Below are 16,595 nucleotides of genomic sequence, written 5' to 3'. Positions count from 1 at the left end.
CCTTTCGCCCAAGTCGGTTAATCTTTACAATAGCGCCGTCTCAACGGGGTGCGGAGAACCGGGCCGCGTAATAAGCCTGATTTTCCGCTGAGAGCACACCCGTCGAACCTGATCCGGTCAATACCGGCGGAGGGATTTGAGCCCAGCGAACCGGCGACGCCGCCTCGCCCCCTCAGATGCCCTTGCCCCCTTATTTTTCAGGAGTGCAACGTGGTCAAAAAATATCTGCCCTGCTTATTGCTGCTGTGCGCCGCGCCGGCGTTCGCCAAGCCGACGCTGACGGTTTACACCTACGATTCCTTCGCCGCCGACTGGGGCCCAGGCCCGGCGGTGAAAAAAACCTTCGAGGCCGAATGCGACTGTGAACTGAAGTTCGTGGCGCTGGAAGACGGCGTTTCGCTGCTGAACCGCCTGCGCATGGAGGGCAAGAACAGCGCCGCCGATGTGGTGCTGGGGCTGGACAACAACCTGTTGCAGGCGGCGCAGCAAACTGGCCTGTTCGCGCCGAGCGGCGTCGATACCGCCAGGCTGACGGTGCCGGGCGGCTGGCAGGACGCGACCTTCGTGCCTTACGACTACGGGTACTTCGCCTTCGTCTACAACAAAGAAAAACTGAAGAACCCGCCGAAAAGCCTGCAGGAACTGGTCAGCAGCGACCGCAACTGGAAAGTGATCTACGAAGATCCGCGCACCAGCACGCCGGGGCTCGGCCTGCTGCTGTGGATGCAAAAAGTGTATGGCGACAAGGCGCCGGCCGCCTGGCAGCAGTTGGCGAAAAAGACCGTGACCGTCACCAAAGGCTGGAGCGAAGCCTACGGCCTGTTCCTGAAAGGCGAAGGCGATCTGGTGCTCAGCTATACCACCTCTCCCGCCTACCACCTGATCGAAGAAAAAAAAGACCTTTACGCCGCCGCCACGTTCAGCGAAGGCCACTACCTGCAGGTGGAAGTGGCCGGCAAGCTGAAAGCCACCAAACAGCCTGAACTGGCCGAGCGTTTCATGCGGTTCATGGTGACGCCGGCATTCCAGAACACTATCCCGACCGGCAACTGGATGTACCCGGTGATCAACACCCCGCTGCCCGTCGGTTTTGAGCAGATGAACGTGCCGCAGACCGCGCTGCAATACAGCGCCGAAGAGGTGGCCACACAACGCGGCGGCTGGATCCGGGCATGGCAAACCGCCGTCAGCCGCTGATCCCCCGCTGGCTCTGGCCGGGGCTGCTGGCCGCCGGCCTGATCCTGCTCGTCGCCGCGCTGGCGCTGGGTTCGCTGTGGCGTCACGCGCCGGACAGCGACTGGCGCAGCCTGTGGCAGGACAGCTATCTGTGGCACGTGGTGCGTTTCACCTTCCTGCAGGCGCTGCTGTCGGCGCTGATTTCGGTGCTGCCCGCCATTCTGCTGGCGCGCGCGCTCTATCGCCGCCGTTTCCCCGGCCGGCAGTTGTTGCTGCGGCTGTGCGCCATGACGCTGGTGCTGCCGGTGCTGGTGGCGGTGTTCGGCCTGCTCAGCGTCTATGGGCGCCAGGGCTGGCTGGCGACGCTGTGCGGCTGGCTGGGCGTCGAGTATGGTTTCTCGCCCTACGGTCTGCAGGGCATTCTGCTGGCGCACCTGTTCTTTAACCTGCCGCTGGCCACCCGCCTGTTGCTGCAGGCACTGGAGAACATTCCGGTGGAGCAGCGCCAGTTGGCCGCCCAATTGGGCATGAACGGCTGGCAGCAGTTCCGCTTCGTCGAATGGCCGGCGCTGCGCCGCCAAATCCTGCCGAGCGGCGCACTGATCTTCATGCTGTGCTTCGCCAGCTTCGCCACCGTGCTGTCGCTGGGCGGCGGGCCGCAGGCCACCACCATCGAACTGGCGATCTACCAGGCGCTGAGTTACGACTACGATCTGGGGCGTGCCGCCATGCTGGCGCTGATCCAGCTGGGCTGTTGTCTCGGGCTGGTGTTGATCAGTCAGCGCCTGAGCCAGGCATTGCCGGTGGGGCATACCCACGCCCAGCGCTGGCGCAATCCGGATGACAGCCTGTGGCGACGCGTCGGCGATTTTCTGCTGATCGCCGCCGCGCTGTTGCTGTTGCTGCCGCCTCTGCTGGCGGTGATCGCCGATGGCGCCAACCAGGCCATGGTCAGCGTGCTGCGCCAGCCGGTGCTGTGGCAGGCGCTGTTCACGTCGCTGCGCATCGCCCTCGGCGCAGGGCTGCTGTGCGTGGCGCTCACGATGATGCTGCTGTGGAGCAGCCGTGAGCTAAAACTGCGGCAACAGCTGCGCGGCGGCCAGGCGCTGGAGCTCAGCGGCATGGTGATCCTGGCGATGCCGGGCATCGTGCTGGCCACCGGCTTCTTCCTGCTGCTGAGCGATACCGTGGGGTTGCCGCAGTCGCCCTATGCGCTGGTGATCCTCACCAATGCGCTGATGGCGGTGCCCTATGCGCTGAAGGTATTGGAGAACCCGATGCGCGACCTCGCCGAACGTTACAACCCGCTGTGCCTGTCGCTGGATATCCGCGGCTGGCGACGGCTGCGGCTGATTGAGCTGCGCGCCCTGCGCCGCCCGCTGGCACAGGCGCTGGCCTTCGCCTGCGTGCTGTCGATCGGCGACTTCGGCGTGGTCGCCTTGTTTGGCAACGAGCATTTCCGTACCCTGCCTTTTTACCTGTATCAGCAGATTGGCGCCTACCGCAGCAACGACGGGGCGGTGACCGCGCTGCTGTTGCTGCTGCTGTGCTTCCTGTTGTTTACCCTGATTGAACGCTTACCGGGCCGCCATGCTGACGCTTGAAAAACTGACCTACCTGTATGACCACCTGCCGATGCGCTTTGATCTGCGCATCCAGCCGGGCGAGCGCGTCGCGGTGCTCGGCCCCAGCGGCGCCGGTAAAAGCACCTTGCTGAGCCTGATCGCCGGTTTTCTGCCGGCGGCCAGCGGCCGGCTGCTGCTGAACGGCGAAGACCATACCGCCACGCCGCCGGCCAAGCGGCCGGTGTCGATGCTGTTTCAGGAAAACAACCTGTTCGCGCATCTGACGGTGGCGCAGAACATCGGGCTGGGGTTGGATCCCGGACTGCGCTTGACTGAACAGCAGCGCCAACAGCGGGCGCACATCGCCCGTCAGGTCGGTCTGGAAGAGCATCTGGAGCGCCTGCCGTCGCAACTTTCCGGCGGCCAGCGTCAGCGCGCCGCGCTGGCGCGCTGTTTGATTCGCCAACGGCCGATCCTGCTGCTCGACGAACCCTTCTCGGCGCTCGATCCGGCGCTGCGCAACGAGATGTTGCAACTGCTGCAGACGGTATGCGAACAGCGCAACCTGACGCTGCTGATGGTGTCGCACAACCTCGACGACGCCGCACGCATCGCGCCGCGCACGCTGCTGGTGGTCGACGGCCGCATCTATTACGATGGCCCGACGCAGGCCCTGCTGGACGGCAGCGCGCCCGAAGCGCGCGTGCTGGGCATTTCGGGCAAAGCGTGATCTGACGCGCGTTTTTTATGCTGCGCCAATAAACCTGTTGTGCGAATTTTGCGCCTGTGTTTTTATAAAAACCTGACTTTTTTTACTGATGATAAGGTTCCCTGTGATCGCATCCTCGCTGACTTCGACCCTACTAGTTACCGCGCTACCAGCCGCGGTGGTCGTCGTGCGTGTGGTGGTGGTCGTCGGCAATGCGCCGTAGGGTCCGAATCAACGCATCGATTCCCAAACCCCGCCGGCGCAAACCGGGCGGGGTTTCTTGTTTTAGCACCCTGCCCAGCAAAGCTCACCGGCCTTGAGAAAGGACAGGAACATGGCAACTTCGGGCACGCCTCAACCGGGCACCAGCTTCACCGGCGCACAATTGATCGTTCATCTGCTGGAGCGTCAGGGCATCACCACCGTCGCCGGCATTCCCGGCGGCGCCGCGCTGCCGCTGTATGACGCGCTGAGCCAAAGCACCCGCATTCACCACGTGCTAGCGCGCCACGAACAGGGCGCGGGCTTTATGGCGCAAGGCATGGCGCGCGCCAACGGCAAGGCGGCGGTGTGCATCGCCTCCAGCGGGCCGGGCGCCACCAACCTGGTCACCGCCATCGCCGACGCCAAGCTCGACTCCATTCCGCTGGTGTGCATCACCGGTCAGGTGCCCTCCTCGATGATCGGCACCGACGCCTTCCAGGAAGTGGATACCTACGGCATTTCCATCCCGATCACCAAGCACAACCATCTGGTGCGCGATATCCGTGAACTGCCGCAGGTGATTGGCGACGCCTTCCGTATCGCCGAGTCCGGCCGCCCCGGCCCGGTCTGGATCGATGTGCCGAAAGACGTGCAAACCGCCACCATCACGCTGGAAGAGCTGCCGCCGATCGCCGTGCCGGACGCCGCTCCAAGCTTCGATCCGGCGCTGGTTTCGCAAGCGGCCGCGATGATCAATCAGGCGAAACGCCCGATCCTCTACCTGGGCGGCGGCATCATCTGCGCCGACGCCCACCGGCAAGCGGTGGAACTGGCCGAACGCGCCGGTCTGCCCACCACCATGACGCTGATGGCGCTGGGCGCGATGCCGGTGGAACACCCGCTGTCGCTGGGCATGCTGGGCATGCACGCGGCGCGCAGCACCAACTTCATTCTGCAGGAAGCCGATCTGCTGATCGTGCTGGGCGCGCGCTTCGACGATCGGGCGATCGGCAAAACCGAGCAGTTCTGCCCTAACGCCGCCATCATTCATGTGGATATCGACCGCGCCGAGCTGGGCAAGGTCAAACAGGCCAACGTGGCGATCCATGCCGACGTCGGCCAGGTGCTGCGCCAGCTGCTGCCGCAGATCGACACGCAGCCGCGCAGCGCATGGCTGAACACCGTCAATGACCTGAAGCGCGAATTCCCGTTCAACATGCCGAACGCCGACGATCCGCTGAGCCATTACGGCCTGGTGCTGGCCGCCGCGCGCTGTGTGGACGACAGCGCCATCATCACCACCGACGTAGGCCAGCATCAGATGTGGGTGGCGCAAGCCTATCCGCTGAGCCGGCCGCGCCAGTGGCTGACGTCGGGCGGTCTGGGCACCATGGGCTTCGGTCTGCCGGCGGCGATCGGCGCGGCGCTGGCGGAGCCCGAGCGCAAAGTGCTGTGCTTCTCCGGCGACGGCAGCCTGATGATGAACATTCAGGAAATGGCCACCGCGGTCGAGCACGATCTGGACGTGAAAATCATTTTGATGAACAACCAGGCGCTGGGGCTGGTGCACCAGCAGCAAACCCTGTTCTACCAACAGCGCATCTTCGCCGCCGCCTATCCGAAGCGCACCGACTTCCTGAAGATCGCCGCCGGATTCGGGTTGGATACCTGCGATCTGAACGCCGCGGAAGATCCGCAGGCGGCGCTGGCCGAGGCGATCCAACGCCCGGGTCCCTGCCTGATCCACGCGCTGATCGATATCAACGAAAAAGTATTCCCGATGGTGCCGCCGGGCGCCGCCAACATCGACATGATTGGAGAATAAGCCATGCTGCAACCACAAGATAAACCCCAGGTGATCCTGGAGCTGGCGGTGCGCAACCATCCCGGCGTGATGTCGCACGTTTGCGGGCTGTTCGCCCGCCGCGCGTTCAACGTCGAAGGCATTTTGTGCCTGCCATTGAAAGACGGCCAGCAAAGCCGCATTTGGCTATTGGTCGCCGACGATCAGCGGCTGGAGCAGATGATAAGCCAGGTGGAAAAGCTGGAGGATGTGCTGCAGGTGAAGCGCCACAGCGAAGACGTGCGGGTATTTGAACAGCTGGAAGCGTTCTTCCAGTAAGGCGAACGGGGGCTTTCGCCCCCTTTTGTCATTGCCCGGACAACACCTGCCACAGCAGGTGGCGATACACCGGCATCAGAGGCTGCTGGCTCAGCGCATAACCGGCCGCCAGTGCCGCCAGCCAACTCAATCCGCACACCACGCGCAGCCGCAGCGGTGTCAGCCAACGGCTCAGCCGATCGGCGCTGCGCTTGCCCTCGCGCCACCAGCGCCAGCTCAACCATACCGCCAGCCAGACCAGCAGCGCCGCCGCAAGCAGCAGCCACTTGAACATCGCGCTGTCGGCGCCGGCGGGAATATCGATCGCCACGCCCGCCAGAATGCCGGGGAAGAAATAAACCGGCGGCCAGGTCAGGCAACCGATGATGTTCGGCAGCGCGAACTTGTACGGCGGCAGATCGAGCATGCCAGCCACCATCGGCACCAACGGGCGCGTCGGGCCAACGAAGCGGCCAATCAAAATGGTCGCCATGCTGTGCTGGTGCAAGGCATGTTCGGTTTTGTCTAGCAGCGCCTTGTTTTTCTTCAGAAACGACCAGCGATGCAAAGGCCCCTTGAACGCGCGGCCGACGAAATAGGAGATCCAGTCACCGAGCAGGCAACCGACGATGCCCGCCGCCCAGGCGTAGTAAAAGTCCACCTTGCCGCTGCCGATCAACGCGCCGATGCTGGCCATCATCACCGTGCCGGGCAACAGCAGCCCCACCAGCGCCAGCGACTCCAGAAAAGCGACCAGCAGAACGACCATCAGGGTGAAAGCCAGTGACTGGGTGATCAAATCTTGTAAATAGGCTTCCATTACACCTCTGTGGATTATTCGGGCCAAACGGGCGGAGGATTTTCCTGTGCCGCCGCAGACGAGTCAATCGATCAATTGTATGCGTATTTGGCAACGCCGCGCGGCGATGGACAATCACTGTATAAAAACCCATACTATAATTTATCTATATTAGCGCCAAAACCGACATCTCGCTGAATGTCACGCCCGCCGCCCGGCGGAAGACGAAGGGGTTATGACAGCACTGCAACAGGGTTTCCTGCTCACTCGCCACTGGCGCGACACGCCCGCCGGCACCGAGGTCGAATTCTGGCTGGCGACCGACGCCGGCCCGCGTCAGCTACGCCTGCCGCCGCAAACCTCGGTGGCGTTTATCCCCGCCGAACAAAGGCAGCGCGCGGAACTGCTGCTGCGGGAAGAGCGGCAAGTCGAACTGAAACCGCTGGCGCTGACGGATTTTCACCATCGCCCGATGCTGGGGCTGTACTGCCGCCAGCACCGTCAGCTCATCAAGCTGGAAAAACTGCTGCGGGAAGGCGGCGTTGCGGTCTACGAGGCCGACATTCGCCCGCCGGAGCGCTACCTGATGGAACGCTTCATCACCGCGCCGGTGTGGTTCAACGGCCAGGGCGACGGCAATGGGCCGTTGCTCAGCGGCCAAATGAAGCCGGCGCCGGAGTACCGCCCAACGCTAAAACTGGTGTCGCTGGATATCGAAACCACCGCCCACGGCGAGCTTTACTCCATCGCGCTGGAAGGCTGCGGCCAGCGGCAGGTCTACATGCTGGGACCGGCCAACGGCGGCGATGAGCCGCTGGATTTCGATCTGGAATACTGCGCCAGCCGCCCCCAGCTGCTGGAACGGTTGAACGCCTGGCTGGAGCGCCACGATCCTGACGCCATCATCGGCTGGAACCTGGTGCAGTTCGATCTGCGGGTGCTGCAAAAGCACGCCGAGCGCTACCAAATCCCGCTGCGGCTGGGGCGCGGCGGCAACCTGCTGGAGTGGCGCGAGCACGGCTTCAAGCAGAATCACTTTTTCGCCGCCGCCGCCGGCCGCCTGATCATCGATGGCATCGAGGCGCTGAAATCCGCCACCTGGAACTTTCCCTCCTTCAGCCTGGAATACGTTTCGCAGGAACTGCTGGGCGAAGGCAAGGCGATCGACAATCCTTATCAACGCATGGCGGAGATCGACCGGCGCTTCGCCGAAGACAAGCCGGCGCTGGCTCGCTACAACCTGAAGGACTGTGAGCTGGTGACGCGCATCTTCGCCAAGGCCGACCTGCTCAACTTCCTGCTGGAGCGCGCCACCGTCACCGGGCTGGCGGCCGACCGCAGCGGCGGATCGGTGGCGGCCTTCAGCCACCTCTATATGCCGCGCATGCATCGCCTGGGCTTTGTCGCCCCCAACCTCGGCGAACAGCCGGAGGAACACAGCCCCGGCGGCTTTGTGATGGATTCCCGGCCCGGCCTGTACGATTCGGTGTTGGTGCTGGACTATAAAAGCCTGTACCCGTCGATCATCCGCACCTTCCTGATCGATCCGGTCGGGCTGGTGGAAGGCATGCGCCACCCAAGCGACGCCGACTCGGTGCCCGGCTTTCGCAACGCCCGCTTCTCGCGCAGTAAACACTGCCTGCCGGCGATCGTCGAACAGATCTGGCAGGGGCGCGAGGCCGCCAAACGCCAGCACAATAAGCCGCTGTCGCAGGCGCTGAAGATCATCATGAACGCGCTGTACGGCGTGCTGGGATCGAGCGGCTGCCGCTTCTTCGATCCGCGGCTGGCGTCGTCGATCACCCTGCGCGGCCACGAGATCATGCGCCAAACCCGCGAGCTGATCGAAGCCGAAGGCTATCAGGTGATTTACGGCGACACCGACTCCACCTTCGTGTGGCTGAAACAGCCGCATGACGAGCAGCAGGCGGCGCAGATCGGCCGGGCGCTGGTGCAGCGGGTCAACGCCTGGTGGCAACAGCATCTGCAGCAGTTCGGGCTGGAGAACGCGCTGGAACTGGAGTTCGAAACCCACTATTCCCGCTTCCTGATGCCGACCATTCGCGGCGCCGAACAGGGCAGCAAAAAACGCTACGCCGGCCTGATCGCGCGCGCCGACGGCGAGGAAGAGATGGTGTACAAAGGGCTGGAAACGGTGCGCACCGACTGGACGCCGCTGGCGCAGCAGTTCCAGCAGCAGCTCTATCAGCGCATCTTCAAACGGCAACCTTATCAAGACTATGTGCGCGATTACGTCGGTAAAACCCTGAGCGGCGACCTCGACGATCAACTGGTGTACCGCAAGCGGCTGCGCAGAAAGCTCGATGACTATCAGCGCAATGTGCCGCCGCACGCCCGCGCCGCGCGCATCGCCGACGACTACAACCGCCAACAGGGGCGGCCGCTGCAGTATCAGAACGGCGGCTGGATCAGCTACGTGATGACCGTGGCCGGGCCGGAACCGCTGGAAACCCGCCATTCGCCCATCGACTATCAGCATTACCTCGAACGCCAGCTGCAACCGGTGGCAGACGCTATACTCCCTTTCTTGCACGACGATTTCACCACGCTGGTCACCGGGCAAATGGGGCTGTTTTGAGATTGCGCCAGGTTAAGAAAAATCATCGGGTTTTGCAGGTGACGAACGCGCCGCCTTCCATTACCATAGCGCCCTTCCCAAAACTGAACCACGCTTAGCCCTGCCGTCTCGCGACGTCTGCATGGCGTGAACGGCTATTGCCCGCCAAATTTAAAACAAACCGGGATTAGCTGACGTTCAGTACAGGTGCCGCGGCCCTTCCCGCCCGGTAACAAGACTTACTTACAAAGAATCGAGCCGACAATATATGCCTTTTACTCTTGGTCAACGCTGGATCAGCGACACGGAAAGCGAATTAGGATTGGGAACCGTCGTGGCGCTGGATGCGCGCATGATTACCCTGCTTTTCCCCGCCACCGGTGAAAACCGCCTCTATGCCAGAAACGATTCGCCGATCACCCGCGTAATGTTCAACCCGGGCGATACCGTCAGCAGCCACGAGGGCTGGCAGCTGCAGGTGGAAGAGGTGAAAGAGGAAAACGGTCTGTTGACCTATATCGGCACCCGCCTGGACACTCAGGAAAGCGGCGTGGCGATGCGCGAGGTGCTGCTGGACAGTAAGCTGACCTTCAGCAAACCACAGGATCGCCTGTTCGCCGGCCAAATCGACCGCATGGACCGTTTCGCGCTGCGTTTTCGCGCCCGCAAATACCAGAGCGAGCAGTATCGCCTGCCGTTCGCCGGCCTGCGCGGCATGCGCGCCAGCCTGATCCCGCACCAGCTGCACATCGCTCATGAAGTCGGCCAGCGCCATGCGCCGCGCGTTCTGCTGGCGGACGAAGTCGGCCTCGGCAAAACCATCGAAGCCGGCATGATCATCCACCAGCAACTGCTGGCGGGACGCGCCGAGCGCGTGCTGATTGTGGTGCCGGAAACGCTGCAGCACCAGTGGCTGGTGGAGATGATGCGCCGCTTCAACCTCTACTTCTCGCTGTTCGACGACAGCCGCTACGCCGAAGCCAAGCTCGACAGCAGCAACCCGTTTGAGACCGAACAGTTGGTGATCTGCTCGCTGGACTTCGTGCGCCGCAACAAGCAGCGCCTGGAAGAGCTGGCGGACGCCCAGTGGGATCTGCTGGTGGTCGATGAAGCGCACCACCTGGCCTGGAGCGAAGAGGCGCCAAGCCGCGAATATCAGGTGATCGAACAGCTGGCCGAGCATATCCCCGGCGTGCTGCTGCTGACCGCCACCCCGGAACAGCTCGGTCAACAGAGCCACTTTGCGCGCCTGCGCCTGCTCGACCCGAACCGTTTCCACGACTACGGCGAGTTCGTCGCCGAGCAGCAGAAATACCGTCCGGTGGCCGACGCCGTCACCCTGCTGCTGAGCGGTGAACGCCTGGCCGACGACAAGCTTAACCTGCTGGGCGAGCTGATCGACGAGCAGGACATCGAGCCGCTGCTCAAAGCCGCCAACAGCGAAGGCGACAACGCCGAGCAGGCGCGTCAGGAGCTGGTTTCGATGCTGATGGATCGTCACGGCACCAGCCGCGTGCTGTTCCGCAACACCCGTAACGGCGTGAAGGGCTTCCCGCACCGCAACCTGCACCAGATCAAGCTGCCGTTGCCAACCCAATATCAGACCGCGATCAAAGTTTCCGGCATCATGGGCGCCAAAAAATCCGTCGAAGCCCGCGCGCGCGACATGCTGTACCCGGAGCAGATCTATCAGGAATTCGAAGGCGAAAACGCCACCTGGTGGAACTTCGATCCGCGCGTCGAGTGGCTGCTGGATTACCTGCTGGCCAACCGCAACGAAAAAGTGCTGGTGATCTGCGCCAAAGCCGACACCGCGCTGCAGCTGGAGCAGGTGCTGCGCGAGCGTGAAGCGATCCGCGCCGCGGTGTTCCACGAAGGGCTGTCGATCATCGAGCGCGACCGCGCCGCCGCCTACTTCGCCTCCGAAGAAGAAGGCGCGCAGGTGCTGCTGTGTTCCGAGATCGGTTCCGAAGGCCGCAACTTCCAGTTCGCCAGCCAGCTGGTGATGTTCGATCTGCCGTTCAACCCGGATCTGCTGGAGCAGCGTATCGGCCGTCTGGACCGTATCGGCCAGATGCACGATATCCAAATCATGGTGCCTTACCTGGAGCACACCGCGCAGGCGGTGCTGGGCCGCTGGTTCCACGAAGGGCTCGACGCCTTCGAACACACCTGCCCGACCGGCCGCACCATCTACGACAGCTGCTACGAGCAGTTGATCGGCTATCTGGCCGCGCCGACCGAGCAGGAGGGCCTGGACGAATTCATCCACGCCTGCCGCCAGCAGCATGACCAGTTGAAAGCGCAGCTGGAACAGGGCCGCGATCGCCTGCTGGAGATGCACTCCAACGGCGGCGACAAAGCCCAGGCGCTGGCCGCCGCCATCGCCGAGCAGGATAACGACGTCAACCTGGTGGGCTTCGCGCTCAACCTGTTCGACATCGTCGGCATCAATCAGGAAGACCGCAGCGACAACCTGATCGTGCTCACGCCGTCCGACCATATGCTGGTGCCGGACTTCCCGGGCCTGCCGCAGGACGGCTGCACCGTCACCTTCGATCGCGATCGGGCGCTGTCGCGTGAAGACGCGCAGTTCGTCAGCTGGGAACACCCGATCATCCGCAACGGTCTGGATCTTATCCTATCCGGCGATACCGGCAGCTGCGCGGTGTCCCTGTTGAAAAACAAAGCGTTGCCGGTCGGCACCTTGCTGGTTGAGCTGGTGTACGTGGTGGAAGCCCAGGCGCCGAAGCACCTGCAGCTGACCCGCTTCCTGCCGCCGACGCCGATCCGCATGCTGATGGACCGCAAGGGCACCAACCTGGCGGCGCAGGTCGAGTTCGAAAGCTTCAACCGCCAGTTGAACGCGGTCAACCGTCACACTTCCAGTAAGCTGGTCAACGCCGTGCAGCAAGACGTGCACGCCATGCTGCAGCAGGCGGAAAGCCTGGTGGAAGCGCAGGCGCGCACGCTTATCGAACAAGCGAAGCAAGAGGCGGACGACAAGCTGAGCGCCGAGCTGGCGCGTCTGGAAGCGCTGAAGGCGGTCAACCCGAACATCCGCGACGACGAAGTCGAAGCGCTGGAGTTCAACCGCCGTCAGGTGCTGGCCAACCTCAATGAAGCCGGCTGGCGCCTGGACGCCATTCGTCTGGTGGTAGTCACCCACCAGTAACCGGCGCGACATGGGGAGGCCACCGTCTCCCCGGTCGGCCCTTTTCGCGGAGCCAAGATGGAACCCTACAATCCCCCGCAGGACCCGCTGCACATCCTGTATCAGGATGAACACATCATGGTGGTCAACAAGCCCAGCGGCTTGCTGTCGGTGCCCGGCCGCGCGCCGGAAAACAAAGACAGCCTGATGACCCGCATTCAGGCCGATCATCCGGCCGCCGAATCGGTGCACCGGCTGGACATGGCCACCAGCGGGGTGATCGTGGTGGCGCTCAACAAGGCCGCCGAGCGTGAGCTGAAGCGTCAGTTCCGCGAACGCGAGCCGAAGAAATCCTATATCGCCCGCGTTTGGGGGCATATGGAACATGACGAAGGACTGGTGGATTTGCCGCTGATCTGCGATTGGCCGAACCGGCCGCTGCAAAAGGTGTGTTTTGACACCGGCAAAGCGGCGCAAACCGAGTATCTGGTGCTGTCGCGAGACGCCGATGGCAGCACGCGCGTGAAGCTGACGCCGATCACCGGCCGCTCGCATCAGCTGCGGGTGCACATGCTGGCGCTGGGGCACCCGATCCTCGGCGACGGTTTCTACGCCCCGCCGGAGGCTAAGGCGATGGCGCCACGGCTACAGCTGCATGCGCAAGAGCTGCGCATCACCCACCCCGCCTTCCAGACGCCGATGCACTTTCGCGCCGAGCCGGATTTCTGAGCTCATAACCCTGAGATACCCTAAATAATTCGAGTTGCAGGAAGGCGGCAACTAAGCGCAGCCCCGGGAGCGTACAAAAAGTACGTGACCGGGGTAAGCGCGGGCAGCCAACACACCTGCAGCTCGAAGTATGACGGGTATCGTTATTTAAAACCTTTCTCGCGTTTGATCAGGTCGTACGCCGCCTGGATCTCCTGCGCTTTCTGCTTGGCCATTTCCATCATCTGCGGCGGCAAGCCTTTCGCCACCAGCTTATCCGGATGGTGTTCGCTCATCAGCTTGCGGTAGGCGCGTTTGATGGTGGCGGCATCGTCGCTGCTGCGCACGCCGAGCACCTTGCACGCATCGTCGAGCGTCGGGCCGCGCTGAGCCTGCTGATAGCCGCCCTGCGAATACCCGCCCTGCTGACCGCCGCCGAACTGACGCCCGCCCTCCATCATGCTGAGGAACTGATCGAACTGCGCGCGCGAAATGCCCAGCTCTTCGGCGATGACATACAGCACCTGACGTTCGTTCGGGTGCAGCGAGCCGTCGGCAAACGCCGCCTGAATCTGAATTTCCAGAAACATCCGAATCAGATCGAAGCGGCCGAAACAGATGCTGCGAAACTGCTGCAGCGTCTCACGCAGCGGGAACTGGCTCTGTTTGCCCTCGCGGAACGCCTGCTGCGCCGCGGTGCGCGCTTCGCCGTGCAGCTGCAGGCGATCCATAAACAGGCTGGCGATCTGGATATCCGCCTCGGTGACGCGCCCTTTGGATTTGGTCAGGTGGCCCATCACCTGAAAAGTGGTGCGGAAAAACAGCGTTTGCCGCGTTTGCTGGTCGGTGAAAAACCCCCGGCTGCGCTTGTTGCTGCGCGCCGTATCGATCATATGACCGATAATCAGCCCCAGAACTACACCCCAGAATCCCGCGCCAGACCAGATGGCGACGATGACGCCGAGCAGTTTTCCCCAATACTGCATATACTCCTCAATTATCATGCCGAAAGCCGCCCGCTCTCCTTCGCTTCAGGAAAGGGCGCAGGCGATTTTTCCTAGAATTTGGATTATCATACCTGTCATTTATCTTTGCGCCTAACGACGACGCAAGTAAACGGCTGGATTTAGCACTAGCGCAACGCAGATGAGTAATATAGTCTCTGACCGTTTGCCGGACACGACGCCTCTGATGACGGAACACCAAAACCGCGTATGAAAAAAAGTTTCCCAACACTGCTGGCCACGATGATTTGGACGGCACTCTACAGTCAGCATGCGCTGGCTGATCTGGCCGAGCAATGCATGCTTGGCGTTCCCGTTTACGACAAGCCTTTGGTCAGCGGCGATCCGAACAGCCAGCCGGTGACCATCAATGCCGATGACTCGCGCGCCGACTACCCGAAAAGCGCCCTGTTCAGCGGCAACGTGCATATCGAGCAGGGCAACAGCACCCTGACCGCCAAAGAAGTTGAGCTGAATCAGACGCAAAACCCCGGCCAGACGGAACCGGTGCGTACCGTCACCGCCACCGGCGACGTGCACTACAGCGACAATCAGATCAAACTGAAAGGCCCGAAGGCCTGGTCGAACCTGAATACCAAAGATACCGACGTCTATGAAGGCGACTACCAGATGGTCGGCCGTCAGGGGCGCGGCGACGCCGACAAGATGAAAATGCGCGGCGCCAACCGTTACACCATCCTGGAAAACGGCACCTTTACCTCCTGTCTGCCGGGCGACGACAGCTGGAGCGTGGTCGGTTCCGAAGTGATCCACGATCGCGAAGAGCAGGTGGCGGAAATATGGAACGCCCGCTTCCGCATCGGCGGCGTGCCGGTGTTCTACAGCCCGTACCTGCAGCTGCCGGTCGGCGACAAGCGCCGTTCCGGCTTCCTGATCCCGAACGCCAAGTACGGCAGCAACAACGGCTTCGAGTTCATGTTGCCGTACTACTGGAACATCGCGCCGAACTACGACGCCACCATCACCCCGCACTATATGTCCAAGCGCGGCTTGCAGTGGCAGACCGAGTTCCGTTATCTGGTGCAGCCGGGCCTCGGCCTGATGGAGTTCGACTGGTTGCCGGACGACAAGGAATACGGCAAAGATCATGACGACAACAAACGCTGGCTGTTCTACTGGAACCACAACGGCGTTATGGATCAGGTGTGGCGCTTCAACGTCGATTACACCAAGGTCAGCGATTCCAAGTACTTCACCGATCTGGACTCCAAATACGGCTCCACCACCGACGGCTACGCCACGCAGAAATTCAGCCTCGGCTACGCCAACGAGAACTGGAACGCCACGCTGAGCTCCAAACAGTTCCAGATTTACGACGATACCGATCGCTCACAGTCGGACTCGTATAAAGTCCAACCGCAGTTGGATCTGAACTACTACAAGAACGACCTCGGTCCGTTCGATTTCCATATCTACGGCCAGGCGGCCAAGTTCACCAGCGTCAACCCATACAGCCCGGACGCCACCCGTCTGCATATGGAGCCGACGCTGAGCCTGCCGCTCACCAACGGCTGGGCCAGCCTGAACACCGAAGCCAAGGTGATGGCGACCCATTACCAGCAGGATATTCCTGACGGTTTCGCCGCCAACTACCAGAGCCGCAAAAACGCTGCCGCGCCGGAGCTCGATGATTCGGTCAACCGCGTACTGCCGCAGTTCAAGGTCGACGGCAAGCTGGTGTTCGAGCGGCCGATGATCTGGGCCGAAGGCGCCACCCAGACGCTGGAGCCGCGCGTGCAGTACCTGTACGTGCCGTACCGTGACCAGAGCAACATCTACACCTACGACACCACGCTGCTGCAGACCGACTACTCCGGCCTGTTCCGCGATCGCACCTACAGCGGCCTGGATCGCATCGCTTCGCAGAACCGCGTGTCTACCGGTTTGACCACCCGCATTTATGATGACGCGCTGGTTGAACGTTTTAACGCTTCCGTGGGTCAAATCTACTACTTCAGCCGTTCGCGCACCGGCGATCGGGTAACCGGGTACGACAACAACGACGATACCGGCAGCGTGGCCTGGGCCGGCGATACCTATTGGAAAATCGACGATCGTTGGGGCCTGCGCGGCGGCCTGCAGTATGACACCCGCCTGAACAGCGTCTCGCTGGGCAACGGCGTGGTGGAATACCGCCAGGATGCCGAGCGCGTGGTGCAGCTGAACTACCGTTACGCCACGCCGGAATATATCCAGACGGCGTTGAACACCAAAACGGTTCCGGCCTTCCAGGACGGCATCTCGCAGGTGGGTATCACCGGCAGCTGGCCGATCGCCGATCGTTGGGCAGTGGTCGGGGCGTACTACTACGACACCCGTGCCAAACAATCCGCCGATCAGCTGGTGGGGCTGAAGTACAACACCTGCTGCTGGGCGGTGACGCTGGGCTATGAGCGCAAGATCACCGACTGGAACAACAGCAACAATACCAGCGTTTACGACAACAGAGTTTCGTTCAACGTCGAACTGCGCGGCCTGAGCAGCGATCATAGTCTCGGCTCCGCAGAAATGCTGCGCTCCGGCATTCTGCCGTATCAGCGCGCATTCTGACGCTTTGCAACACTTTGAAAACGAGA

General features: G+C 62.3%; 12 protein-coding genes and 1 riboswitch. Of the genes, 10 read left to right on the top strand and 2 right to left on the bottom strand.

What is annotated here, in order from left to right; all coding sequences use genetic code 11:
• Positions 1 to 34: 34 nt before the first annotated feature.
• A riboswitch (TPP riboswitch) is annotated at positions 35 to 153 on the top strand.
• Between the two features lie 57 nt (positions 154 to 210).
• The 6 genes from thiB (at position 211) to ilvN (ending at position 5,776) form a co-directional block, all read left to right on the top strand.
• Complete coding sequence (gene thiB / locus AC2CGQ_RS18325; protein WP_261237294.1) at positions 211 to 1,197, top strand: thiamine ABC transporter substrate binding subunit; 987 nt, start codon at positions 211 to 213, stop codon at positions 1,195 to 1,197.
• Positions 1,173 to 2,780, top strand: a complete 1,608-nt coding sequence (gene thiP / locus AC2CGQ_RS18320) for a thiamine/thiamine pyrophosphate ABC transporter permease ThiP (RefSeq protein WP_350982476.1) — start codon at positions 1,173 to 1,175, stop codon at positions 2,778 to 2,780. The genes thiB and thiP overlap by 25 nt, the downstream gene beginning before the upstream one ends.
• On the top strand, positions 2,767 to 3,471 hold the full coding sequence (thiQ, locus tag AC2CGQ_RS18315; RefSeq protein ID WP_082997250.1) for a thiamine ABC transporter ATP-binding protein ThiQ: 705 nt from the start codon (positions 2,767 to 2,769) through the stop codon (positions 3,469 to 3,471). The genes thiP and thiQ overlap by 14 nt, the downstream gene beginning before the upstream one ends.
• A gap of 88 nt (positions 3,472 to 3,559) precedes the next feature.
• Positions 3,560 to 3,673, top strand: coding sequence for an ilvB operon leader peptide IvbL (ivbL, locus tag AC2CGQ_RS18310; protein WP_154747116.1), 114 nt, complete (start codon positions 3,560 to 3,562; stop codon positions 3,671 to 3,673).
• A 111-nt stretch (positions 3,674 to 3,784) separates the two neighbouring features.
• Positions 3,785 to 5,479, top strand: coding sequence for an acetolactate synthase large subunit (ilvB, locus tag AC2CGQ_RS18305; protein WP_082997249.1), 1,695 nt, complete (start codon positions 3,785 to 3,787; stop codon positions 5,477 to 5,479).
• 3 nt (positions 5,480 to 5,482) lie between these two features.
• Positions 5,483 to 5,776, top strand: a complete 294-nt coding sequence (gene ilvN, locus AC2CGQ_RS18300; RefSeq protein WP_016929110.1) for an acetolactate synthase small subunit — start codon at positions 5,483 to 5,485, stop codon at positions 5,774 to 5,776.
• 28 nt (positions 5,777 to 5,804) lie between these two features.
• On the opposite strand, the gene AC2CGQ_RS18295 is transcribed toward ilvN, so the two are convergent.
• Entirely contained in the window at positions 5,805 to 6,575 is a 771-nt protein-coding gene (locus AC2CGQ_RS18295) for a DedA family protein (RefSeq protein WP_015376631.1), read from the bottom strand.
• Between the two features lie 214 nt (positions 6,576 to 6,789).
• Between AC2CGQ_RS18295 and AC2CGQ_RS18290 the strand changes: the two genes are divergently transcribed.
• The 3 genes from AC2CGQ_RS18290 (at position 6,790) to rluA (ending at position 13,015) form a co-directional block, all read left to right on the top strand.
• Positions 6,790 to 9,153, top strand: a complete 2,364-nt coding sequence (locus AC2CGQ_RS18290) for a DNA polymerase II (RefSeq protein ID WP_484593808.1) — start codon at positions 6,790 to 6,792, stop codon at positions 9,151 to 9,153.
• Between the two features lie 247 nt (positions 9,154 to 9,400).
• Complete coding sequence (gene rapA / locus AC2CGQ_RS18285) at positions 9,401 to 12,307, top strand: RNA polymerase-associated protein RapA (RefSeq protein ID WP_015376629.1); 2,907 nt, start codon at positions 9,401 to 9,403, stop codon at positions 12,305 to 12,307.
• A 57-nt stretch (positions 12,308 to 12,364) separates the two neighbouring features.
• Entirely contained in the window at positions 12,365 to 13,015 is a 651-nt protein-coding gene (rluA, locus tag AC2CGQ_RS18280; protein WP_004932866.1) for a bifunctional tRNA pseudouridine(32) synthase/23S rRNA pseudouridine(746) synthase RluA, read from the top strand.
• A 143-nt stretch (positions 13,016 to 13,158) separates the two neighbouring features.
• Here rluA and djlA read toward each other — a convergent pair whose 3' ends face one another.
• Positions 13,159 to 13,980 (bottom strand): co-chaperone DjlA, encoded by an 822-nt coding sequence (djlA, locus tag AC2CGQ_RS18275; protein ID WP_015376627.1) that lies wholly within the window; start codon positions 13,978 to 13,980, stop codon positions 13,159 to 13,161.
• 228 nt (positions 13,981 to 14,208) lie between these two features.
• On the opposite strand from djlA, the gene lptD reads away from it, so the two are divergent.
• The gene (lptD, locus tag AC2CGQ_RS18270) at positions 14,209 to 16,569 is read left to right on the top strand and encodes an LPS assembly protein LptD (RefSeq protein WP_021505352.1); all 2,361 of its coding nucleotides are present in this window, start codon (positions 14,209 to 14,211) and stop codon (positions 16,567 to 16,569) included.
• The last annotated feature ends 26 nt before the right edge of the window (positions 16,570 to 16,595 follow it).

It is taken from the genome of Serratia sp. DFXYC6 (genome assembly GCF_057196085.1).
Note: the sequence above shows the minus strand (reverse complement) of the source record. Positions and strands in the feature narration are given on the sequence as shown.